This is a genomic window from Mucilaginibacter sp. GW821-FHT07G05 (genome assembly GCF_059418565.1).
In genome coordinates this window covers 360,119-381,680 of record NZ_JBWKQC010000006.1, presented here as the reverse complement: position 1 = coordinate 381,680, position 21,562 = coordinate 360,119, and the positions used below count along the sequence as shown (strand labels likewise).

16 protein-coding genes are annotated in these 21,562 nt (G+C 44.3%); 8 read left to right on the top strand and 8 right to left on the bottom strand.

Translation table 11 applies throughout. The features are described 5' to 3' along the window. Positions 1-56: 56 nt before the first annotated feature. Entirely contained in the window at positions 57-1,748 is a 1,692-nt protein-coding gene (locus AC07NA_RS17395; RefSeq protein WP_494898872.1) for a TlpA family protein disulfide reductase, read from the bottom strand. Positions 1,749-2,275: 527 nt separating this feature from the next. Further along, positions 2,276-4,651, bottom strand: coding sequence for an OstA-like protein (locus AC07NA_RS17390; protein WP_494898871.1), 2,376 nt, complete (start codon positions 4,649-4,651; stop codon positions 2,276-2,278). Between the two features lie 104 nt (positions 4,652-4,755). Between AC07NA_RS17390 and tilS the strand changes: the two genes are divergently transcribed. The 3 genes from tilS to AC07NA_RS17375 all read left to right on the top strand — a co-directional run bounded on the left by tilS (position 4,756) and on the right by AC07NA_RS17375 (position 7,589). Beyond that, positions 4,756-6,093 (top strand): tRNA lysidine(34) synthetase TilS, encoded by a 1,338-nt coding sequence (gene tilS, locus AC07NA_RS17385; RefSeq protein WP_494898870.1) that lies wholly within the window; start codon positions 4,756-4,758, stop codon positions 6,091-6,093. After that, the gene (locus tag AC07NA_RS17380; RefSeq protein WP_494898869.1) at positions 6,090-6,578 is read left to right on the top strand and encodes a hypothetical protein; all 489 of its coding nucleotides are present in this window, start codon (positions 6,090-6,092) and stop codon (positions 6,576-6,578) included. Before tilS ends, AC07NA_RS17380 begins: the two co-directional genes overlap by 4 nt. 240 nt (positions 6,579-6,818) lie before the next feature. Continuing rightward, complete coding sequence (locus tag AC07NA_RS17375) at positions 6,819-7,589, top strand: hypothetical protein (protein WP_494898868.1); 771 nt, start codon at positions 6,819-6,821, stop codon at positions 7,587-7,589. Between the two features lie 37 nt (positions 7,590-7,626). On the opposite strand, the gene AC07NA_RS17370 is transcribed toward AC07NA_RS17375, so the two are convergent. After that, on the bottom strand, positions 7,627-8,589 hold the full coding sequence (locus tag AC07NA_RS17370; protein ID WP_494898867.1) for an isopenicillin N synthase family dioxygenase: 963 nt from the start codon (positions 8,587-8,589) through the stop codon (positions 7,627-7,629). Between the two features lie 172 nt (positions 8,590-8,761). On the opposite strand from AC07NA_RS17370, the gene AC07NA_RS17365 reads away from it, so the two are divergent. After that, complete coding sequence (locus tag AC07NA_RS17365) at positions 8,762-10,624, top strand: DUF6600 domain-containing protein (protein ID WP_494898866.1); 1,863 nt, start codon at positions 8,762-8,764, stop codon at positions 10,622-10,624. Between the two features lie 84 nt (positions 10,625-10,708). Then, positions 10,709-11,155: a thioredoxin family protein gene (locus AC07NA_RS17360; RefSeq protein WP_494898865.1), complete on the top strand. Its 447-nt coding sequence runs from the start codon at positions 10,709-10,711 to the stop codon at positions 11,153-11,155. A 1,330-nt stretch (positions 11,156-12,485) separates the two neighbouring features. On the opposite strand, the gene AC07NA_RS17355 is transcribed toward AC07NA_RS17360, so the two are convergent. The 3 genes from AC07NA_RS17355 to rlmD are packed head-to-tail and all read right to left on the bottom strand — an operon-like array spanning position 12,486 to position 14,907. Beyond that, complete coding sequence (locus AC07NA_RS17355; protein ID WP_494898864.1) at positions 12,486-12,995, bottom strand: phosphoribosyltransferase family protein; 510 nt, start codon at positions 12,993-12,995, stop codon at positions 12,486-12,488. Between the two features lie 37 nt (positions 12,996-13,032). Next, a complete protein-coding gene (locus tag AC07NA_RS17350) occupies positions 13,033-13,422 on the bottom strand; it encodes a hypothetical protein (protein WP_494898863.1) in 390 nt (129 codons plus the stop codon). 33 nt (positions 13,423-13,455) lie between these two features. Next, positions 13,456-14,907 carry a 23S rRNA (uracil(1939)-C(5))-methyltransferase RlmD gene (gene rlmD, locus AC07NA_RS17345; protein WP_494898862.1) on the bottom strand — a complete coding sequence of 484 codons (1,452 nt, stop codon included), beginning with the start codon at positions 14,905-14,907 and terminating at the stop codon, positions 13,456-13,458. Between the two features lie 580 nt (positions 14,908-15,487). On the opposite strand from rlmD, the gene bshA reads away from it, so the two are divergent. Further along, the gene (gene bshA / locus AC07NA_RS17340) at positions 15,488-16,627 is read left to right on the top strand and encodes an N-acetyl-alpha-D-glucosaminyl L-malate synthase BshA (protein ID WP_345210895.1); all 1,140 of its coding nucleotides are present in this window, start codon (positions 15,488-15,490) and stop codon (positions 16,625-16,627) included. Positions 16,628-16,683: 56 nt separating this feature from the next. Then, complete coding sequence (locus AC07NA_RS17335) at positions 16,684-17,166, top strand: hypothetical protein (RefSeq protein ID WP_345210896.1); 483 nt, start codon at positions 16,684-16,686, stop codon at positions 17,164-17,166. Positions 17,167-17,734: 568 nt separating this feature from the next. On the opposite strand, the gene AC07NA_RS17330 is transcribed toward AC07NA_RS17335, so the two are convergent. Both AC07NA_RS17330 and AC07NA_RS17325 read right to left on the bottom strand, forming a co-directional pair. Next, entirely contained in the window at positions 17,735-18,874 is a 1,140-nt protein-coding gene (locus AC07NA_RS17330) for a lactonase family protein (RefSeq protein WP_494898861.1), read from the bottom strand. A gap of 75 nt (positions 18,875-18,949) precedes the next feature. After that, positions 18,950-20,428, bottom strand: a complete 1,479-nt coding sequence (locus tag AC07NA_RS17325) for a pseudouridine synthase (RefSeq protein ID WP_494898860.1) — start codon at positions 20,426-20,428, stop codon at positions 18,950-18,952. Positions 20,429-20,663: 235 nt separating this feature from the next. On the opposite strand from AC07NA_RS17325, the gene AC07NA_RS17320 reads away from it, so the two are divergent. Continuing rightward, a complete protein-coding gene (locus AC07NA_RS17320; RefSeq protein ID WP_345210899.1) occupies positions 20,664-21,431 on the top strand; it encodes a lytic transglycosylase domain-containing protein in 768 nt (255 codons plus the stop codon). Positions 21,432-21,562 lie beyond the last annotated feature (131 nt).

Sequence of the window (21,562 nt, the reverse complement as noted above, 5' to 3'; positions counted from 1 at the left end):
GTTTTGTAAATCCGATCTCGCTTGAACATCAATCCCGGAACCTCTAATCTCAACCCTTACATCTCCGCTTCAATATCCCGGTATAAATTTTCGGTGCTTGAGGGGCGCTTGAACTTGTTAATGATCTTGCCCTCTTTGGTTATAAAAATGTAGTGGGGAATGCCGCTTACGTTGAATTCTTTAAATAGCGTGGCGTTTTGTTCGGTATTTAAAAAGTAATGTTCGGCTTTAAAAGGGAGCTTCGCTATTATTTCTTTAAAGGTTTGCTCGGGCGATCTGTTACACAGGAAAACAAAGGCCACCTTATCGCCAAATTTTTCTATTAACTGCGGATAATAAGTAAACTCATCGCGACACGGGGCGCACCAGGTTGCCCACAGATCAATATAAATGCCTTTACCCGGATACTTTTTTACCAGCAGCTTTATCATATCAGATTCTGTCGCTTTGGTGTAAGATATATTGACAGGCATTTTTGCACGGAGCACGTTAGCTTTAACATAAGCCGCAACAGCCGGATTATTAATTTTTTTGAGCAATTGCGGTGCTGACGCTTTTATGAAGGGAGAAAGGTAATATCCTTTAATGGTGTTCCCAATGGCAATATCGCTCAGCTCGGGCGGCAGGGTAGCTTTATAGTAATTGCAGGTGATGGAGCAAGTGATAGAATCGGCCGCGTCCATCGCTTTCGGGTTTTTCCTGAACCGGTCTTCAATAACGGCCAGCTCTATTGAATCGCGCTTATCGGTTCTGTTTTCTAAAAACTTGTTAACAAGTTCTGTTTCGTAGGCGTTTAAAACAAGGTGCGGGTTGTTCATGATCCTGGCCTTCATGATCTCTTTTTCTACATATTCCGGTAAAAGATCCTGCATCCGTTCTGCCGCGTAAAAAAATTCGCTGCTCTGATAATTGCTATTCGGAAACTTGATCTTACGGTAATCCAAAGGCTTTCCGCTATTGTTGGCGTTTATAATAGCTTTGGCTATAAGCTTGTAAGATAAATAAGATACCGCCCAGTCGTGTAGGTTGATCTCCGGTTTTCCCGCGTTATTGATGCCTGTATTTTTTAGCGTTAGCGGGGCATCCATAAGTCCTGCATTAGCGTTACCTGCCTTAAGCGAGGGTTTTGCAGTTGCTGCCAGTTTGGTATTCGTGCCTCCTGTTTTAAACTGATCAATAGTTTTCAATAGTGCAGGCACTTCCGCCAATGCAACGTTTAGCTTATCCTCGTCTATGCGGATGGTATCGGCAACTACCAGCTTGCCCAAGCTTTCGTAAAGTCGTGAAATCTCATTTTGTATTTCGGCCCCTTTGCCATAAAAGGGCTTGGTAAAATCGGGTTGATAATGCGGGTTGGGATAGCCCTCATAAGCCTGCGTGATTTTGCGAACAGGTAGCTTTAAATTTAAAGATGCTCCCGGCTCAACAACAGCCATGGTGTAGTATCCGCTCGCTCCCAAAGTAACATAAACACTTTGCGTTTTCAGCACATAAAACGAAAACTGAAACGAGCCATCTGGTTTTATTTTGGCATATACCTTGTCTTCTGCACCTGTTGGCAAATTGTACCGCAACGACAAAAACTTATCTATATAAACCTTCTTATCCAACTTTGTATAACCGGGAATATAACCCTTGATAGTAACATTATCAGGTGTTTGAGCAAAGGCAGAACCAATTGTCAGAATTAGCAACATCCATATGATGTTTAACCTGATCAGTAAAAAGAGGGGTCTATTTTGGGGCATTATATTAGGTTATAATGCCATAAAGATGGGGATTTAATGTGATGATGCAAGGATGCCACATTAATCTTTTAATTGTGGATTGTGCTATAATTAGCGTAAGTCTGCTCTTGGGCGCAGGGCCCTATTACTTTTGAGGGCAAAAGTAACAGACTGAGCGAAGCGATCTCATGAGCACCTATAAAAAACAACAGCGAATAAACCCTTGTCCAGCAAAAGGCTTCTTGCCGCACATGGCCTCTGCGCTGCAAAGCGGGCAGAACTGAGGGCTGGAACTTTTGCCCCGCCGCTCATTCCATCCCCACATGCAACAAGCTCCTATGCCCGCCTTTACGCTCGTTCCCACCACAGTTCTGCCCGCTTTCGCCCGAAGCTGTTTGCTGACGGAGAAGGAGACTTACGAAGTTTTTAAAACTTCGTAAGTCTTACTCTAAAAATCTTGTCATTGCTGAGGTACGAAGCAATCGCGGACTGTACAGAGCGGTTTTGCACAGCTACATGATTGCTTCGTACCTCGCAATAATACAGTTTTACTTCTGCTTCCCAGTTGTATCCTTTTTAACCGGCGGATTAGCGCCCGGTTGTTTTACGTTTGATGTGTCCTTTGGCTGTACCACCGCTGGTAATATTACCGGCGCGGTGTTCAGCGTGCCATCGGCAACACGGTTACGGTTAACGTTGGCTTTTTCCGGATCAATGGTAATTACTTCTTCTTTATCGGCCGGGTCGGTTTTTGTGCTGTCGCGCAAGGCCGGTTTATTTCTTAAGGACGAATCACCACTCATTTTACTGCCGCCTACCTGTTTCAGCGCGGTTTTACCCGGTGGTGGCAATTTGGATGCCGCTGCGGCACGGGCAGCGGCCCTATTGGCCGCTTTTCGCTTGTATGAATTTATGATGGTTTCTTTAGAGAGAGGCCGCTCTTTAGGCTTCCATATAAAGTTTTTCAGCATCCGGTCGTCCTCCTTAAATAGGTGTGGCGGCGCGTAACGCGTTTCGGGTTTGTTCAGGAAAGCCAGTACCGACACCCCGCCGTTCTTCATCTTTAGACGCAGCCTTGTACTTAACGACCGCTCTATACCCTTAATACGTTTGGTGGTGCTATCTCGATTATAATAAATGGTTTCCGAGTTACCATCCACAAACAATACATCCAGCTTACCCGATTTAAAGAAACCCCGCATCTTTTTACCCCCAACCTGGTTAAAGTGTACCGAATCATCTTTCTCTACATTCACCGCGAAGGAGTTGTAGTAGATATCCATATTATCGAGCTTCTTATTCTTCATCTGCAAATCGATGGTATCGCCCGATAGTTGCGAACCCTGCGTCCACAGCATCGGGTTAATGTAGCATCGGATGGTTGAATCGCTGTAGCTAAAGAATATAGAGTCGGCCTTGGCTTGCAGGTCTGTTTTAAAGATCTTGGCATCATGGTAAGCCATAATGGTACGCACACGTGCCGTATCGCTTAGTGTTACCAAAGTTTTGGCATACACCGGGTCGGTCTTCATTTGCTCATTGGCACGGTTAATACTATCCTGCCTGGCCTTTTTAGGGTCAATCTTGGCAACATTCTTCAGGCCCTTTTTAGTAGTATCAATAACAACCGGTTTAGGCTTCCCAAACAATAACGGATTAGTGGCACCGGTATCGCGGCGTATCCCTACCTGCAATGCAGGGTCGAGGTGCTTGGGCGATGTTTTATACACTATAGGCGCGGGCTTCTGTGGCTTTTTGGCGGTGGTATCGCCCATATTGGCCGTTCGCATCTTTTCCTTCAGTGCTTTGAGCTTACCGTAGGTCATTATCTGCGTTTCGAGGGTATCGGCGCTCATATATACCGAATCTACCTTAATTTTTTGCTTTGGCGGTGCAATAGTAATGGTAGGTTTGGCTATCGCTTTGCTTTTGTCCGTGGTTTTAAGCTCGGGCTTTTTAACGGCCTTGGCGGCATCTTTAACCGCAGGTGCAGCAGCTTTGGCGGCATCCGTTATCGCTTTGCCAGTACTGTCTTTTTTAAGCAGCGGCGAATCTTTAACCGTGGTATCGGTCGCGGTGGTATCTTTTTCCTCGGTAATAAAAATAACGTAGGCATTTTCGGTTACCACGGCGCGTTCCTGGCTTTTATAATAAGTACCCAAATCACCCTTCAGCGTAACCTTTTGCTCTGTATCGGTAAAGGTGATGTGTTTAACCGCCCGGCCAAAGCCCACCAGCCTGTCGTAAAACAAGCTATCGCCTTTTAACGATTTTGTGCCCTGTTTATACAGGTTGTTCTTACTGAAAAAAGCCTGCTCGGTAACGGTATTGTATAAACCTTTGTCGGTATACAGGGTATCCTTATCTTTTGCCTTGCCGTAAATATTGGTAGGCCCGTAAAAATAAGCAATACGGGTACCGCTGTTATAGCGCAGGGTATCGGTTTTTATCAGCGCATCGATAGTGTTCAGCACTACATCATACCTGAAATAAGCATCGCGCGATTGCGCGAAGTACCAGCCGTTCTTACTGGTGAGCGTATTGTCTTTATTCACCAGTTTACCCCCGCCGGTATAAGTACCTATACGGGCGGCAGTATTATAAGTAAGGTAATTGGTGGTAAGCGTAGCATCTTTATCTACCATTTTAACGTTATCGGTTAATATGGCAATTTTGGTGTTACCGTTATAGTTCAGCTTATCCGAAAAAATATTAAGCGTATCGCCCTGTGATATGTTCACATTGCTAAAGGCATCAAAGGCGTTATCCTGCGGATAAAAATAGGCACTATCCGACCGCAGGATGGAGTAATCCTGCTGAAAGGTGCCGTTGTAAACTTTTATTACATCTTTACCGTTACGTTTAATGCCCTCGCTGCGGTCGGACTTGATGAGCCGCACCTGCGATTTTTTTTGCTGGGCCATAACCGTCCCTATCACTAATATAAAACAGAAGCTTAAAAGGCATTTTTTCACGTAGGCAAAATTAGTTTTTTGTCGGGCTTATTTAAATTAATAGTTTTGATGTTATGCTCCCCGTTAAAAGCTTTACTGAATTTGTTGTACAAAATAGCCTGTTTACCGCTAACAGCAAAATTTTAGTTGCCGTAAGCGGTGGTATGGATTCGGTTGTATTAACGCATTTATTTAAAGCAGCCGGATATAATTTCGGCATAGCGCATTGCAATTTTCAGCTGCGCGGGGCCGAAGCCATTTCCGATCAGCAGTTTTGTAACCACCTTGCCCAACAACTCGGGGTACCTTTTCATACCACCAATTTTAACACCCAACAATACGCCAGCGATAATAAAATATCAATACAAATGGCTGCGAGGGAGTTAAGATACGAGTGGTTTGAGCAAATAAGGCAGCAATACAATTACGATGCAATAGCGCTTGGCCATCACCAAAACGATACTATTGAAACAATATTGTTGAATCTTACCCGCGGTACAGGCATTGCCGGCCTGCATGGTATTTTACCGCGTAACGGCGTACTGCTGCGCCCCCTGTTGTTTTTAGGGCGCGATGACATTAGCCGTATTATCACCGAAGAAAATTTAACTTACGTGGAAGACAGCTCGAACGCATCTGTAAAGTATGCCCGCAATAAGCTGCGCCACGAGGTGATCCCTAAATTAAAGGAACTGAACCCCAACCTCGAAAGTACTTTTGATAATAATCTGCGCCACTTTCGCGAACTGGAGATAATACTGGAACAACGTGTAACGGAGGTAAAACAACAGGTGTTCCGCTATCACGATGATGAAGTTCACCTGCCGGTAGATGCCGTAAAGGCCTTGCATCCGCAGCATTTGTTATTGTATAAACTGCTGCAACCCTATGGCTTTACAGAGCTTGTGGTTGATGATATTATTTCGTCGTTGGATAAGCACGCAGGCAGGCAGTTTGAATCCACGGTGTTTAAACTGATACTTGACCGCGACAGGCTGATTATCGCCCCAAAAAGCAATACTATATTTAACCCGGTTCAGTTAAATATGGGTGATGTCGAACTCGATTTTGCGGGGTTTAAGCTGAATATATTGCATGATGATACGCCGCTGATTGTAAAAGATAATCCCATGGCCGTATCCATTGATACCGACCTGCTGCAATACCCTTTAACCATTCGCCCATGGCAGCAAGGGGATATTTTTTACCCGCTGGGGATGAAAACGCGTAAAAAACTCAGCGACTTTTTTATTAGCGAGAAAGTGCCTCTGCATAAAAAAGATAGCATCCCGCTGATTGTTAACGGCAACGGTGATATTGTATGGATAGGCGGCTACCGCCCCGATAACAGATATAAAGTGAGCCGTAACACTAAAAAAGTTACTATATTCGAATTGTATAAAGTATCATGAGCGCTAAAGTTGATAAAACCGTATTTGTAGAGAAACAATACCTGGGCAGGGAGTTTATTCCGCTTACCATACGCCTTGTTTTGGCGATGTCGTGCTTTGCGGCTTATATTTTTACCGATGAGCGCGAACGCAACGGAGATCTGCTGATCGTGGTGGGATTCGGTATCATCATTATCTCTATTATTATGGGCTTTTTACTGCATTTTCGTACCAGGGTGCAAAATAAGAGCGTGTATCTCGATGGCCTTTGGACCACTCGTATTGTGAAAATAGACCTCAACAGTATTATCAAGGTAGAAAAAGGTACTTACAGCCGCTACCTGTTCAACAACCCGGTATATAACCTGCACACCAAAGGTACCATCCGCTTTTATGCCGGCGGCAACGATGCCATTCACCTCACCGACCGCGACGGCCTGCTCTATATCATCGGCACCCAACACGCCAACGAGTTTTTACGGGCTATCGAAGGGGAAATGAAATAAAAGTTGCAGGTTGTGTGTTGTAAGTTGTAGGGAGATAAAATGAATGGTTATTCCCTATCAATTTCTTGTCTGTATATTTAGCTACCCGAATTTAAAATCTAAAATCTTGTCATTCGTATGAAACTCCTTTACGCCGCTATGTTAGTTTGCTGTGCCACCCTTTGTAAAGCTCAGATAAAGTTAGCTCCTCAAGATTTCGATAATCTGGTACGCATAGGCGAAATTTATTCGAAAAACGTGATGAATACAGGCGAGGAGTTTGCGAAAAGTATGGATTCATTACGTACTCCGGCTTTAACCAAAATGATTGACGCGCTTATTGCAAATGGTAAACCCGGCCTCGCCTTATTAAGCAAGCAATATCTCGCAAGACCCGATAATGATCAGCTGAAATTATGGTATGTAATACGTGAAATACATTACAACAATGTTAGTGAAACTAAGGCTCCAAGACCTAACGCAGATGTAGCCCGCGAAGTTTTAAACCAAACTATTGATGAACGGTGGCTTCTCGATAATTACTACTACCGGATACATGGAGGTATAGCCATGCTATTTAATACTGAAGATTTAAGTAAGATCAATATAGATATCGAAAGCCTTGGCTTTAAGAATGATACAGAAAAGGCGATCTTTTATCTTAGTATTATGGATGCCTTAGTAGGCGGCCGTTTTAAGGTATTGCAATTTACCAGGAACAACGAAAAGGTTATTGAATTTGCTAATAAGCTGCCAATGTTTAATAATCAACCTTACTATTATTTTACAGCCATTAACATTCCTGATTTTGAATGGATAGGCTACGATAAGAAGGAATCGTACAATGGCAGGCAAATAGGTAATATTTACAGCACACTAACCTTACATTACATAGCTGCCACAGCAACGGCTAACAAAGAAAAAGCCGATGATATATATGCCAACTCTGTATTATCAAAACCCGACCTGTTCAAATACAGCGGAATGGCAGATGTGCTAAAAAAACTTTACGATAAAAAACACAAGCAATAAAGCCCCACAACCTTCAACTTACAACCCACAACTAAAACTACTTCTTCAACCCAATCTCTCTCAACCTTTCATCAAGGTATTCGCCGGCGGTAATATCAGTGTAGAGCTTAGGGTGCTCGGCATCGATGCACGATTCGAGGCTGGTTAAGTCCATGTCTGATTTTGGGTGCAAAAAGAAGGGCACCGAGTAGCGCGAATTCTTCATCAGTTCACGCGGCGGATTAACTACCCTGTGCGTGGTCGATTTCAGTTTGTTGTTAGTTAACCTTTGCAGCATATCGCCTACGTTAACTACCAGGTCCTCGCCATAAGCTTTCACCGGGAACCAGGTATTGTCGCGGGTAAGCAGTTCCAGGCCATCTGCGCTGGCGCCTATCAGCAGGGTGATCAGGTTAATATCTTCATGCGCGCCGGCACGTACGGCATCGTCAGCCAAAGCATCCGGATCAGTTATCGGGAAATAGTGCAGCGTACGCAGTATGGAGTTACCGTTGTGTACTTTATCATCAAAATAAGTTTCGGGCAGGTTTAAATAAACCGCTATGGCACGCAGCAGGTATTTACCTACCGTTTCCAGCTTTTTGTAAACCTCCAGTGTAGTAAGGTTAAACTCGGGCAGTTCATCTACCTTAATATTATCGGGGTATAGTTCTTTAACCGGGTCGTTATCTTCTACGGTTTGGCCTATCTGCCAAAACTCTTTGAGGTCGGGCTTGGTGAAGCCTTTAGCAGTTTCCTTCTCTTTACCGGTGTAACCACGCTGACCGGCAAGTCCTTCAATTTCGTACTTATCTTTCACCTCATCGGGCAACGAAAACAACTCTTTTACCTGCTCGTACAGCTTGTCAATCAGTTGTTTGCTTAAACCATGATTAGTGATGGTTACAAAGCCCGTTTCGTTAAAAGCCTTGCCAATATCGTTAGAAAACTGCTCTTGCTGTGCAAGGCTTCCGTTCACATAATCGTTTAAATCAAGCCTTGGAATGTTTACTGTGCTCATGGTAATACGGTAAAATAGATGTGCGTAGAATGCTTTAAAGGTACAAGTTAAAGTAATTTTAGCAAAGGCATTTGTAACCTTTAAGTGATATAACTGTTAATAAGATATATTGATTTAAACGTTTTGAATTTTATTACGTCAAAACCGGTATAGAGCAATTATACTTACCATTATGAGAGTGTTTAATAAAATATGGGGCCTTGGTTTAATAGCGCTGATGATAGCGCTGGCCTCTCCGAATAAAAGCATGGCGCAGGGCGGATATGTGAGCGATCAGGATTTTTACGATGAACTTGAACCCTACGGTACCTGGGTTGACGATGCCGATTACGGTAACGTTTGGGTACCCGATGTTGACCAGGGTTTTCAGCCTTATGGCACTAACGGCCATTGGGTATTAACTGCCTACGGCAATACCTGGGTATCAGATTACGACTGGGGTTGGGCACCGTTTCACTACGGCCGCTGGAGGTTTGATAACTATTATGGCTGGACATGGATCCCGGGCTACGAATGGGCACCTGCATGGGTGGCATGGCGCCAGGGTGGCGGTTACTACGGCTGGGCGCCTTTATCACCGGGCTTAAGCATTGATATATCTTTCGGTAACTATAACATACCCGATAATTACTGGGTGTGCGCGCCGCAGGCTTATATTAACAGCCCTAATATTTACAATTACTATGTGCCTTACCGCAACAGGGTGACCGTTATACACCAAACTACCTATATTAATAACGTTTATACTTATAATAACAGGAGGTACTACAGCGGTCCACGCACCAGGGATATTGAACGTGCTACCGGCAGACCGGTGAGGGTTTACAATATTAACAATGTAAATCAGCCTACCATACGTGGTACCCGTGGCGAGAACAGCGTAAATATTTACAGGCCAACCATACGCCGTAATGATAACGCGCGCCCTGCAAGGGTGGTTGACGGCGCGGCTTACCAAAGGGAAAACCCTAACCAGCGCATTGCCGACAGAACAAACGGCATTAACCGTAACAACGCGCAAAGGCTGGCCAACGTTGCCCGCAGCGAAAACCCCAACAGCAGTGTGGTGCGTGTAAACAACGACAGGCCCGATATTCGTAACGCAAACCGTGGCGACAGGGGCGACCGTAATAACAATAACGGTAATAATAATGCAAGACCGACTGATAATCGGAACGGCAGGGGCAATACCCCATATGACCAAAACCCGGCCGCTGTAACTAACGAACGTGTACAACGCGATCAAGGCAATCAGATAAGGCAGCAACGCCAGCAACAGAACGACGCGCAAGGGCAACAAACCGATGCACAACGTCAGCAGGCGCAACAGCAACGTGAGCAAGTAAGGCAGCAACGCCAACAGCAGAACGATGCGCAAGGGCAGCAAACTGACGCCCAACGTCAGCAGGCACAGCAACAACGCGAGCAAATAAGGCAACAACGTCAGCAGCAGAACGACGCGCAAGGACAACAAACTGATGCCCAACGCCAACAGGCGCAGCAACAACGCGAACAAATGAGGCAACAGCGCCAACAGCAGAACGATGCGCAAGGGCAACAAACTGATGCTCAACGTCAGCAGGCGCAACAGCAACGTGAGCAAATGAGGCAGCAACGTCAGCAACAGACTGAACAAGCCCAGCAACAGCAGCAGCGCCAGCAGCAAGCCGATCAACAAAAACAACAACGCGATCAGCAGTTGCAGCAACAACGTCAGCAAGCCGAGCAGCAAAAACAACAGCAGCAGGAACAACAAAAGCAACAGGCTCAGCAGCAACAAGAACAACAACGCCGCCAGCAGCAGGAGCAGCAGAAACAACAACAGGAGCAACAACGCCAGCAACAGCAGGAACAACAAAAACAACAGCAAGAGCAGCAACGTCAGCAACAACAGCAGCAGCGCCAACAGGAGCAGCAGCAAAAGCAGCAGGAACAACAACAGCGTCAGCAAGAGCAACGCCAACAGCAGCAGCAACAACAACGTGAGCAGCCTCGCGAAACCCGTCCGTCATCAGGTGGTGGCCGCAGGGGTTAATTGGCGGCAAACAAAAACAACATATTATCCATTTATAAAAGCACAATTATCTTTCAGGTAATTGTGCTTACTTTTATATCATATATGAGAAGATCAGCATTAAAACTAATGGGCGGCTTATTTATGCTGCTATTAACAACAGCGCCGCTATTGAGCCGGGCGCAAAGCACAAAAGGAATTGTTTTTATGGAAGATGCCTGGAACGCCGCCCTCAAAAAAGCCGCTCAACAAAAGAAATACGTTTTTGTAGATGCTTATGCTACCTGGTGCGGACCATGTAAGATGCTAAAGAAAACCACTTTTGTAGATAAAACCGCCGCCGCCTTTTACAATAAGAACTTTGTAAACCTGGCCATGGATATGGAAAAAGGACAAGGCCCCGCCCTTGCCGCGCAATGGGCACTGGAAGCCTATCCAACATTGCTGATATTTGATTCGAAAGGTAAGCTGGTATTAAAATCGGTAGGCTTTATACAAGCACCCGATCTTATAAAATTTGGCAAGCAAGCGTTAGCCGCTAAAAAATCATAAGTAAGGTTCTTCACTATTCAATAAGTTGATTATCATTAAGAGAATCGGTGAAATCACTAAAAATCTGTGTAATCCAAAGAATCAAAAATAAAAAAAGGCCAGAAAACTCTCGCAGTTTCTTGGCCTTACATCTACCTATGAAAAACAAACCCTTTGAGAAGGGATATTAATACATAGCCAAATGCAGTGCCAAAATCATAAACCTGCTTTAAACCTATAATTAAGGCGTTTTTAACTGGTAGCCCAAAAATGAATGTGTAATACATTCCCCATAGGTGGGTGATATTTCTTCGTTTGTGGTTTTTTAAACGAAAGATTAAATGGTATAGCGATGATTTAACCGCTGAGTTCGGGGAGTTTTTGCGCCGAGATACGCGGAGATTCTCTTTTCTGTCATGCTGAGGAACGAAGCATCTATCAATCCAGGATGAGAATGTCGCATAGTAGATTCTTCACTGCGTTCAGAATGACAGGGAGGGGTTGATGCATTAAGATTATCTGTGAAATCATTCTCCCGATGGGTGGCATTCCACTCAAATCGGTGAAATCCCCACTAAAAATCTGTGTAATCCAAAGAAATAAATAAAAAAAGGCCAGAAAACTCTCGCAGTCTCTTGGCCTTACATCTACCTATGAAAAACAAACCCTTTGAGAAGGGATATTAATATATAGCCAAATGCAGTGCCAAATTCTTAAACCTGCTTTAAACCTATAATTAAGGCGTTTTTAACTTGCAGCCTAAAATAGCTGTGTAATACATTCCCCATAAGTGGGTGATATTTCTTCGTTTGTTAAATATTAACTTTAAGCTTATTGTTGATTTAACCGCAGAGGACGGGGAGATTTTCGCAGAGGTACGCAGAGATTTTTTTGAGATTTTTTTCTGCTCTCTTCTGTTGTCATGTTGAGGAACGAAGCATCTATTTCCGCTTGATAAGAATAATGCATAATAGATTCTTCACTGCGTTCAGGATGACAGGGGAAAGTAACGAGCAAAAAGAATCTGTGAAATCATTCTCCCAATCGAAGGCATTTTCACCCAAATCGGTGAAATTCCCACTAAAAATCTGTGTAATCCAAAAGAATAATAAAAAAAAGGCCAGAAAACTCTCGCAGTTTCTTGGCCTTACATCTACCTATGAAAAACAAACCCTTTGAGAAGGGTATTAATACATATTCAAATGTAATGCCAAGTAACAAAAAGCAATTTTATACTTATAATTAAGGTTGTTTTCTACTATGTGGAAATATTGCGGGAAATTAATTCCACAACAGAGAGGTTAAATTTGCTCAATTGAGGAAATTCGGGATTTTAAGCTTTGAAAAAAGCTTATACTAAATACACGGCATCTTCTTCGTTTTTTTTATCTAAAACAACATCCACGTGGTCTTTTATTACGGTAGAGAGGGCTATCCCCGAATAATCGGTAGTTACCGGGAAGCTTTTGTGGTTACGGTCAACTAACACAACGCTACGTACTTTCTTTAGCGGAACGTTCAAAAATACCCCTAAACCGTAGGCCAGCGTTTTACCGCTGTTAAGTACATCGTCTACCAGTATCACTACTTTATCGGTACAGTCGGCTACGTTAAAATTGGTGTTGGCTTTTAGCGTGCTGCTTTGTTTTTCGAGCTCGATAGTGATGAGCGTGCTTTTAAAGGGGGCAATATTATCGAGGATATCTTTTAACCTTTGAGCAAGGGTATTACCGCGCGGCAAAATGCCCGCAATCATTATCTCCTGCTCTTCAAAATTATCTTCCAGTATCTGGTAGGCAATACGATCTATCTTTTGCTGTATTTGCTGGCTGTTTAATATGAGTAGTTTTTTACCCGACATATCGATATATAATTTATGAGCTAAGATACCTTTTATACTATTCCTTACTATACGGAAAATAAACAAAGTTTGCCCCCTCGGGCACAATTACAAATACGCACATATAATCGTGCGGACTTTTATAACTGCCGATAAAGCGTTCTTTAAGCTCTTTTTTGATGATACCACGCTCTACAAATTCTTCGAGGGTGGAGGCGTGGATGGTCCACTCGGAGTTGATCTCATTCTTGTCCAGTATAACTTCGCCAAGACTCAGGTCGTGCTGGTGAGCTGCAAATATGGGATAAGCCGAAAGGTCTTCCACCATTATCTCTACCGCTACTTCACGTATCGATTCGCTGAAAAATTTCAGATCAGTTTCGAGGCTTACCAGCGGACTTTCTTTTTGTTCGCCTGCACCTTCATTTAATAATTCTTCCGGATCCATCTCTTATTTAACAATCGCTAAACTCTTTTATTATTAAACCGCGGCTTCTTCTGCCTCGGGCTGTTGTTCTCTTAATACCAGCAATACTACATTTTCCACATGCTGTGTATGCGGAAACATATCAACCGGCTGTATCTTCACGGTATCGTACTTTTCTTTCAGTACTTGCAGGTCGCGGGCCTGGGTGGCGGCATTGCAGCTCACGTATACTATTTTAGGTGCTTCAATTTCCATTAACCGGGCCACAACATCGGCATGCATCCCCGCACGCGGCGGATCAGTGATGATCACCTCGGGTTTGCCATGTTCTACAACAAACTCGGCCGATAACACATCTTTCATGTCGCCCGCGTAAAATTTGGTGTTGGTGATATTGTTAATGGCCGAGTTCACTTTAGCATCTTCAATAGCCTGGGGCACATATTCAACCCCAACCACCTCTTTTACATGCGCCGCCACAAAATTGGCTATGGTACCAGCCCCTGTGTAAAGGTCATACACCAGTTCGTTGCCGGTAAAACCTGCAAAATCGCGGGTTATTTCGTATAGTTTTAATGCCTGTATCGAGTTGGTTTGATAAAACGACTTAGGCCCTATTCTGAACTTAATGTTGCCGTTTGGCGATGGCATTTCTTCGTAAATATATTCGGGGCCTTTCCAGGCTATCACTTCCTGATCGAAAATGGTATCGTTCTTTTTTTGGTTGATGATATACAGCAGGGAAGTGATCTGCGGAAACTCCGCGTCGATGTAGCCCATCAGGGTATCCACTTCTTCCTGCGTTACGTAAGCAAACACTACTACCACCATTACTTCGCCTGTAGATGAGGTGCGGATGATGAGGTTACGCAACGCGCCGGTGTGCTGCTTTAAATCGTAGAAGCTATAGCCCTGCTTTTTGGCAAACGCGCCAATGCTGTTACGCAACGAGTTTGAAGGTTCGGCTTGCAGGTAGCAATGGTTTACCTCCAGTATCTTATCAAACCTGCCCGGAATATGGAAACCAAGGGCATTCATATCCAGTTGCTCGTTATCGCGACTTTCGCCATCGTACAACCAGCGTTTGTTTGAAAAGGTAAATTCCAGCTTATTACGGTAATATTTATCGGCCGGCGAGGGTACAATGGGCGACATGCGGCTCACATCAATCTTAGCCATACGGCCCAAAGCGTCGGCCACGGCCTTTTGTTTAAAGGTAAGCTGGGCACTGTACGTCATGTGCTGCCATTTGCAGCCGCCGCAGGTGCCAAAGTGTTCGCAAAAAGCCTTAACACGGTGTTCTGATTCTTTTTTCAGCGCGGTTATTTTGCCCTCGCCGAAATTCTTTTTGCTGCGAAAAACCTCCACATCGGCTATATCGCCGGGCACGGCTTTATCAACAAACAGCACAAAATCGTCTGCCTTGCCTACACCCTTGCCTTCTTCGGCAATATCAATTATGGTTACGTTCTCGAAAAACTTACTTTTTTTTGGACCTCTGCTCATCAGCCTGCAAAGGTAAAGCAATTATTTAAAAATTCGAGGGTGTAGGTTTTGATTAGGATTTAGTGCTTTTGCAAAGCGATTAAGATTTTTACCACAGAGCGCACTGAGGTTTGCACGGAGTTACACAGAGAGTTTTCTATTTTTTAAATAAATCATGCAGTCGCTGCGGCTTCAGCCGAGTGAAGACTATTACGCGGCGTCCCGCCGCACACGTTATTGAAAACTTTGACAACTTTTAAAAAGTTGTCAAAGTTGAGTTCAAAGATTACAGCCTGTTAAGAGCGTAGTGTTTTTTATGTAGTAGAGGACTCACCCGATCTACGCATTGCTGGATCACCCTCTCTGAGATTTGCTCAAAGAGGGTGTGAAAAGTTAAAAGTGCCCTGTACACGTAGCAGAGAAGGATGTCGGGCGAAGCCATGGCGTAGGCGAGTTTCGCCGTCGTATAAGTTTTACATACGGGTAACACATTTACCATAAATTGCTGTTAAACTTGCACCGGTAATTACCTAATGTGCTTAGCTAATTTTTTGATGCACAGTATTACTTCAGAACCACTTAAAAAAGAACAGTCATATTAATGAAAATAGGAATTGTTTGTTATCCAACCTTTGGCGGTAGCGGGGTTGTTGCAACAGAATTAGGCAAGGCCCTTGCCGAACGCGGTCATCAGATACATTTCGTAACCTACAATCAGCCTGCACGGCTCGATCTGTTTTCTGAAAACCTTTTTTACCACGAGGTAGCGGTTTCAAAGTACCCGCTGTTTGATTTTCCACCTTATGAACTGGCCCTGGCCAGCAGGTTGGTTGATGTGGTAAGGTTTGAAAAACTGGATATACTGCATGTACACTACGCTATTCCGCATGCTTCGGCGGCGTTTATGGCCAAGCAGATACTGGCTACTTATGGTATCAACATACCGTTTGTTACCACGCTGCACGGTACCGATATTACCCTGGTAGGTAAAGATCGTACTTACAGCCCGGTGGTAACGTTCTCCATCAATAAATCTGATGGGGTAACGGCCGTATCAGAGCATTTGCGTAAGGATACTTTCGAGTTTTTTGATATCGAGAATGAGATAAGGGTGATCCCTAACTTTATTGATCTTAACCGCTTTAGCCTGAAAGCCAAAGACCACTTTAAGAAAGCCATAGCCCCGGCAGGCGAAAAGATACTGGTGCACACCTCCAACTTCCGTAAGGTAAAACGTACCGAAGATGTAGTGAAGATATTTGCGCAGGTAGTAAAAAAGATCCCATCGAAACTGCTGATGGTGGGCGATGGGGGTGAACGCTCTGTTTGCGAGCAGCTGGCGCGCGATTTAGGAATTGCCGATCATGTACGCTTTTTAGGTAAACAGGATGCCATTGAAGAGATATTGTCGGTATCTGATCTGTTCCTGATGCCTTCGCAATCGGAAAGCTTTGGTTTGGCGGCTTTGGAAGCGATGGCCTGTAAAGTACCGGTGATCAGCACCAACGCCGGTGGTTTACCGGAACTGAACGTTGATGGCGAAACCGGCTTTTTACGCGATGTAGGCGACGTTGACGGCATGGCCGAAAGAGCGATCTATATGCTTGAAGACGACGAGCGGTTAGCGCAGTTTAAAGAAAACGCCCTTGCCCGTGCAAAGGTTTTCGACCTGGCTAACATACTGCCGTTGTACGAAAACTATTACCGTGAGGTAATTGAACGCAGCGGTTCGCAGTTATAAATATTAAACCTTTTACTAATATTGCTGTTTAATATTCAAATAATATACAAAAAGCCATGAAAAAGATATTTCAATATGCCCTTGCAGTTTTAGCCGTTACGTTTGTATTGTCGGCTTGCTCAACTACTAAAAACGCTACTTCAAGCCATGTAGCACGCGATAAATTTGTGAATACATGGGTGCTAAATACAGTAACCTACGAAGGTGGTTTGCTTTCAAACGCGGTACAAAACGTATTTGACCAGGCCCCGCCAAGTGCTTTTGTCGGCAGCGTATGGAAACTGACCAACAGCGGTAACGGTATTTATACCCTGGCCGATGGTACATCACAAACCATTTTCTGGTCGGTGTATAACGGCGGCAGTACAGGTACACAGTTTCAGTTTAAAAAGATATACGAAGGTGATAAAGCCAAAAACGTAACCGAAGGTTACCGTTTAGATATCGGCTCGGCAACAGGCTCAACCCTGATACTGAAATCGCCGGTGCCTATTGGTACTCAAACAGGGTATGTGGTTTATTCGTTCACCAAAAAATAATTGATTATTCCTTCGGAATAAAAACAAAAAAGGCTTGCAGGAATTCCTGCAAGCCTTTTTTGTTTAGAAGTAAGAATAAAGACACAAGAATCAGGATTTTTGAATCCTGACTCTTGTGTCTAAACCCCGTGTCATTGCGAGGTACGAAGCAATCTCGTCGCGTTCTTCTGCTTATTTCAAGGCTTTTACTGTAATTAACGTTAGCCTGCTCTTGGGCGCAGTGCCCCATTACTTTTGAGGGCAAAAGTAACAGACTAAGCGAAGCGACCTCATGAGTACCTATAAAAACAAACAGCGAATAAACCCTTGTCCAGCAAAAGGCTTCTTTGCCGCACGAGGCCATTGCCCTGCAAATCGTGCAGAACTTTGGGCTGGAACTTTTGCCCCGCCGCTCATTTCCGTCCCGCATGCAACAAGTTCCTATGCCCGCCTTTGCGCTCATGGGCACCACAGTTCTGCCCGCTTTCACCCGAAGCTGTTTGCTGACGGATAACTTCGTGCCACGCTTGGGTTGCACCGATCTCGAAAAAAGGTACCGTCTTGTTTCTTGATTCCTGAATCTTATCTCTTACTTAGTTGCTGTCGCTGATGCAAATTTCAAACAAACCGGGTTACCCGTATTTACGGGAGCGCCGAATACATTTAATTTACCCGTTGCTTTATCTATTTTAAAGGTGATGATATTATCGCTGTTTTGGTTGGCTACCAGCAGGAAGCCACCGGTAGGGTCGATAACGAAGTTACGCGGACCTTTACCGTAGGTAGATGTGCGGGCAATAAAGGTAAGCATGCCTGTTTCCGGGGCGATGGAATATACTACAATGTCGTTAGCCTCGCCGCGGTTTGATGCGTACAGGAATTTGCCATCGGGCGATACATGGATATCGGCAGCGCCAACGCCGCCTTTAAAACCATCGGCGAGCATGGTGATAGATTGTGTTTGCTTTAGTTTGCCGCCGTTATAATCAAATACAGTAACATTAGCGGTCATTTCCTGTATCAGGTATAAGTGCTTTTTATCCGGACTAAAGTCAAAATGCCTTGGGCCGCTGCCTGCGGTTACGCTAACAGATTCGGGCGATGCCGGTGTTAAAGGTGTTTTGTCTGAACTGTGGTAGCGGAAGAGGTTTAGCTTGTCGGTTCCCAAATCGGTATAGAACAGATATTTGCCATCGGGCGTTAATGCTGACATGTGCGCGTGCGGGCCTTCCTGGCGGCTTTTGTCAACGCCGGTGCCTTTGCCTTGAATGTTTTGTGTAACAGGCTGTATAGAGCCGTCTTTAGCCAGTGGAAGCACGGTAACGTTACCGCTGCTATAGTTGGCTGTAAAAATATTCTTGTTATCCTCATCAACCGAAACAAAGCAGGCCGAAGCGCCGTTGGTTTTTTGCTTGTTGATAAAGGTTAACTGGCCACTTTTTGGGTCGAAGCCGTAGGCGCTTACCTCGCTGTCGTCATTTTCGCTTACCGCGTACACGTATTTATTGTCGTTTGATACGCATAAGTATGATGGGTTGCTTACTTCTACCTCGTTCAGGTACGCCAGCCGTCCGGTTTCCGCATAAAAACGGTATACTGATATGCCCTTGCTTTTACCACTGGTATAACTGCCAACAATAAGGTCGAAAGTTTTTGGGCCTTTCTTTTTATCCTGCGAATAACCAAGCACCGGGGAAAGCAGTGCCAGTATTAATAGTAATTTTTTCATTAACAGATAAATTTAATATTAATGCAAGGTAACAAAATCAACAAAAAAATGCCCCGTTTTGGCGGAGCATTTATGTTATATCAAATGTTTTAATTGTATCACTTCTTTCTCATCCAGGTAGCGCCAGCGGCCGCGTGGAAGGTCTTTTTTGGTAAGGCCTGCGTATACAACGCGGTCAAGCTTTACTACCTCATAACCCAGGTGCTCAAATATACGGCGCACAATGCGGTTTTTACCGCTGTGTATCTGTATACCAATTTCGCGTTTGGTACCACCTTGTACGTAAGAAACCGAATCGGGCTTAATTAAACCATCTTCCAGCTCCAAACCAAAGGCTATTTTGTTAAGGTCGCCCTGTACTAAGTTTTTGCTTAGTTCAACCTGGTAAAGTTTAGTAATGTTACTACGTGGGTGCGATAATTTATCGGCAAGGTCGCCGTCGTTGGTCATCAGCAATAAACCGGTAGTGTTACGGTCTAAACGGCCAATAGGGTAAATGCGTTCTTTGCTGGCTTTATCAACGAGGTGCATTACCGTACGGCGCTCATGCGGATCGTCGGTAGTGGTGATGTAATCTTTGGGTTTGTTCAATAAAACGTAAACGTTCTTTTCGCGTTTCAGGGTTTCGTTGTTGTAACGAACTTCATCCTTCATCGGGTCAACTTTATGGCCCAGTTCAGAAATTACTACGCCGTTTACCGAAACTACGCCTGCTTCAATCAGCTCATCGGCCTTACGGCGAGAGCAGATACCTGCATTGGCTATATAACGGTTAAGCCTGATAAGGCCCGAGTCTTTTGCTTCAACCTTTTTAGGGTTACGGCTGCGCATGGTTTTTCCGGGCGTATCGCTTGCCGGTTTGTCAGATAATCTTGCCGGGCGACCTGTGTCTGTTGCTTTGCTGTATGGCCTGTCTTTAAAACCACCTTCGCGTTTTTTAAAGCCACCGTCTGCATCAGCCGGTCTGCGGTTAAATTTCTTTTCGCCGCTATCGCTGTTACCAAAGCTCTTTTTAGGCCTGTCGAAACTCTGGCTTCTGCCGCGAGATTCAAAAGGTTTCCTGTCGGCACTTTGCTCACCGCCTTCAAAACTTCTTTTTGGGCGGTCGGTATCGCTTGGCCGGCCGGTATACGGTTTGCTGCGCGATGCTGATCCGAAAGGTTTCCTGTCGGCACCTTGTTCACCGCCAAAACTTCTTTTAGGCCTGTCGCCATCTGCTGTTGGCCTGCCGGTGTACGGTTTGCTGCGCGATGTTGATGAAAAAGGCTTTCTGTCGCCTGAGTCACTTCCAAAACTTCTTTTCGGACGGTCATCGGCGCTTTTTGCCCTGCCACTATATGGTTTGCTACCCGTTGACGAGAAAGGTTTCCTTTCGCCCGGTGTATCATTATCAAACTTTTTGCGTGGATTGTAACTATTTGCACTATCAGCGGAAGCAGACTTACCGCGTGAAGAGGTTGATGACCTTTTAGTAGCATCATCACCCCTTGAGTGACTTTTGGGTGATCTTGTGGATTTGTCGTCGCGACTGTTCCGTGGTTTTTTAAATACCATAATTTTTTGTTTAACGCTATCTCAGCGAGGGGAACAAAGGTATGCTAAAAAACTGAATTTTACAACTTTTTATATCGGCTCAAAAACAGTGATTTTCAGCCTTTAAAAGCCGTTTTTTTGGGGCTTAAAAATGGCCCAAAACACTAAGTAAAAGGTAAGTATTTGATAATGTGATTTATATAGCGTACATTTGCGGCAAGTTTTACATATTGTATAATAAATGATAAAAAAAGAAATGACAAAAAAACACTTAATTACGTGCTCCGTAATGCTGGTGGTAGTAATCATTTCAAGTTTTGATCTTTGTGATGCAACGGCTGTTAAACGGTCAAACAGCACTCGTTCTATTTCAAAATTTGTATCAACAAACACAAAAGACGAAAGCGATGAATTAAATTTCGCTGAAGAGTTTTTACCGGTTAACGACGAAAGGGTAACACGCAAAATGCATTATTCATTAAAAATGCATTCTTACTCGAAAGTTCAATCTAACATACTGCATAACAAAGCAGTAAAGTTATTCCCCATTATTGAGCCAATCCTGAAGTACTACGGTATTCCTGACGATTTTAAGTACATTCCGCTGGTTGAAACAGGTTTGCGCGAAGGCACATCGCCGCGGGGCGCTAAAGGATTATGGCAATTTATGCCCGGTACCGCGCGTACCTACGGCCTAAAGGTGAGCAGAAAGAAAGATGAGCGTATGAACGTACGTAAATCAACCATCGCCGCATGTAAGTACATAAAGGAATTATATGGCGAATTTAACAGCTGGACGCTTGCCGCCGCCGCTTACAATAATGGTTCTATTAAATTAGAAAAAGCAATAAACAGGCAAAATGAGGACAATTACTTCCGCATGCGCCTTAACCGCGAAACCGGCTCGTATGTTTACAAGCTGATAGCGATGAAAGAGGTAATACAAAACCCAAAGAAGTACGGTTACAAAGAAGAATACTATAGCTACTCGTTTAAGAGCCTGCCGCTATTAGCATTCAATTAATACCTGCATTATTTACGGAGCACATTTTTGGCCGGTCTTCTGGAATGGAAGACCGGCCTTTTTTATGTATATTTGCAAAAAATATTAGCAAATTGTAGCCCGTATAAAAACCATGCTGCATTTGCCGGGTT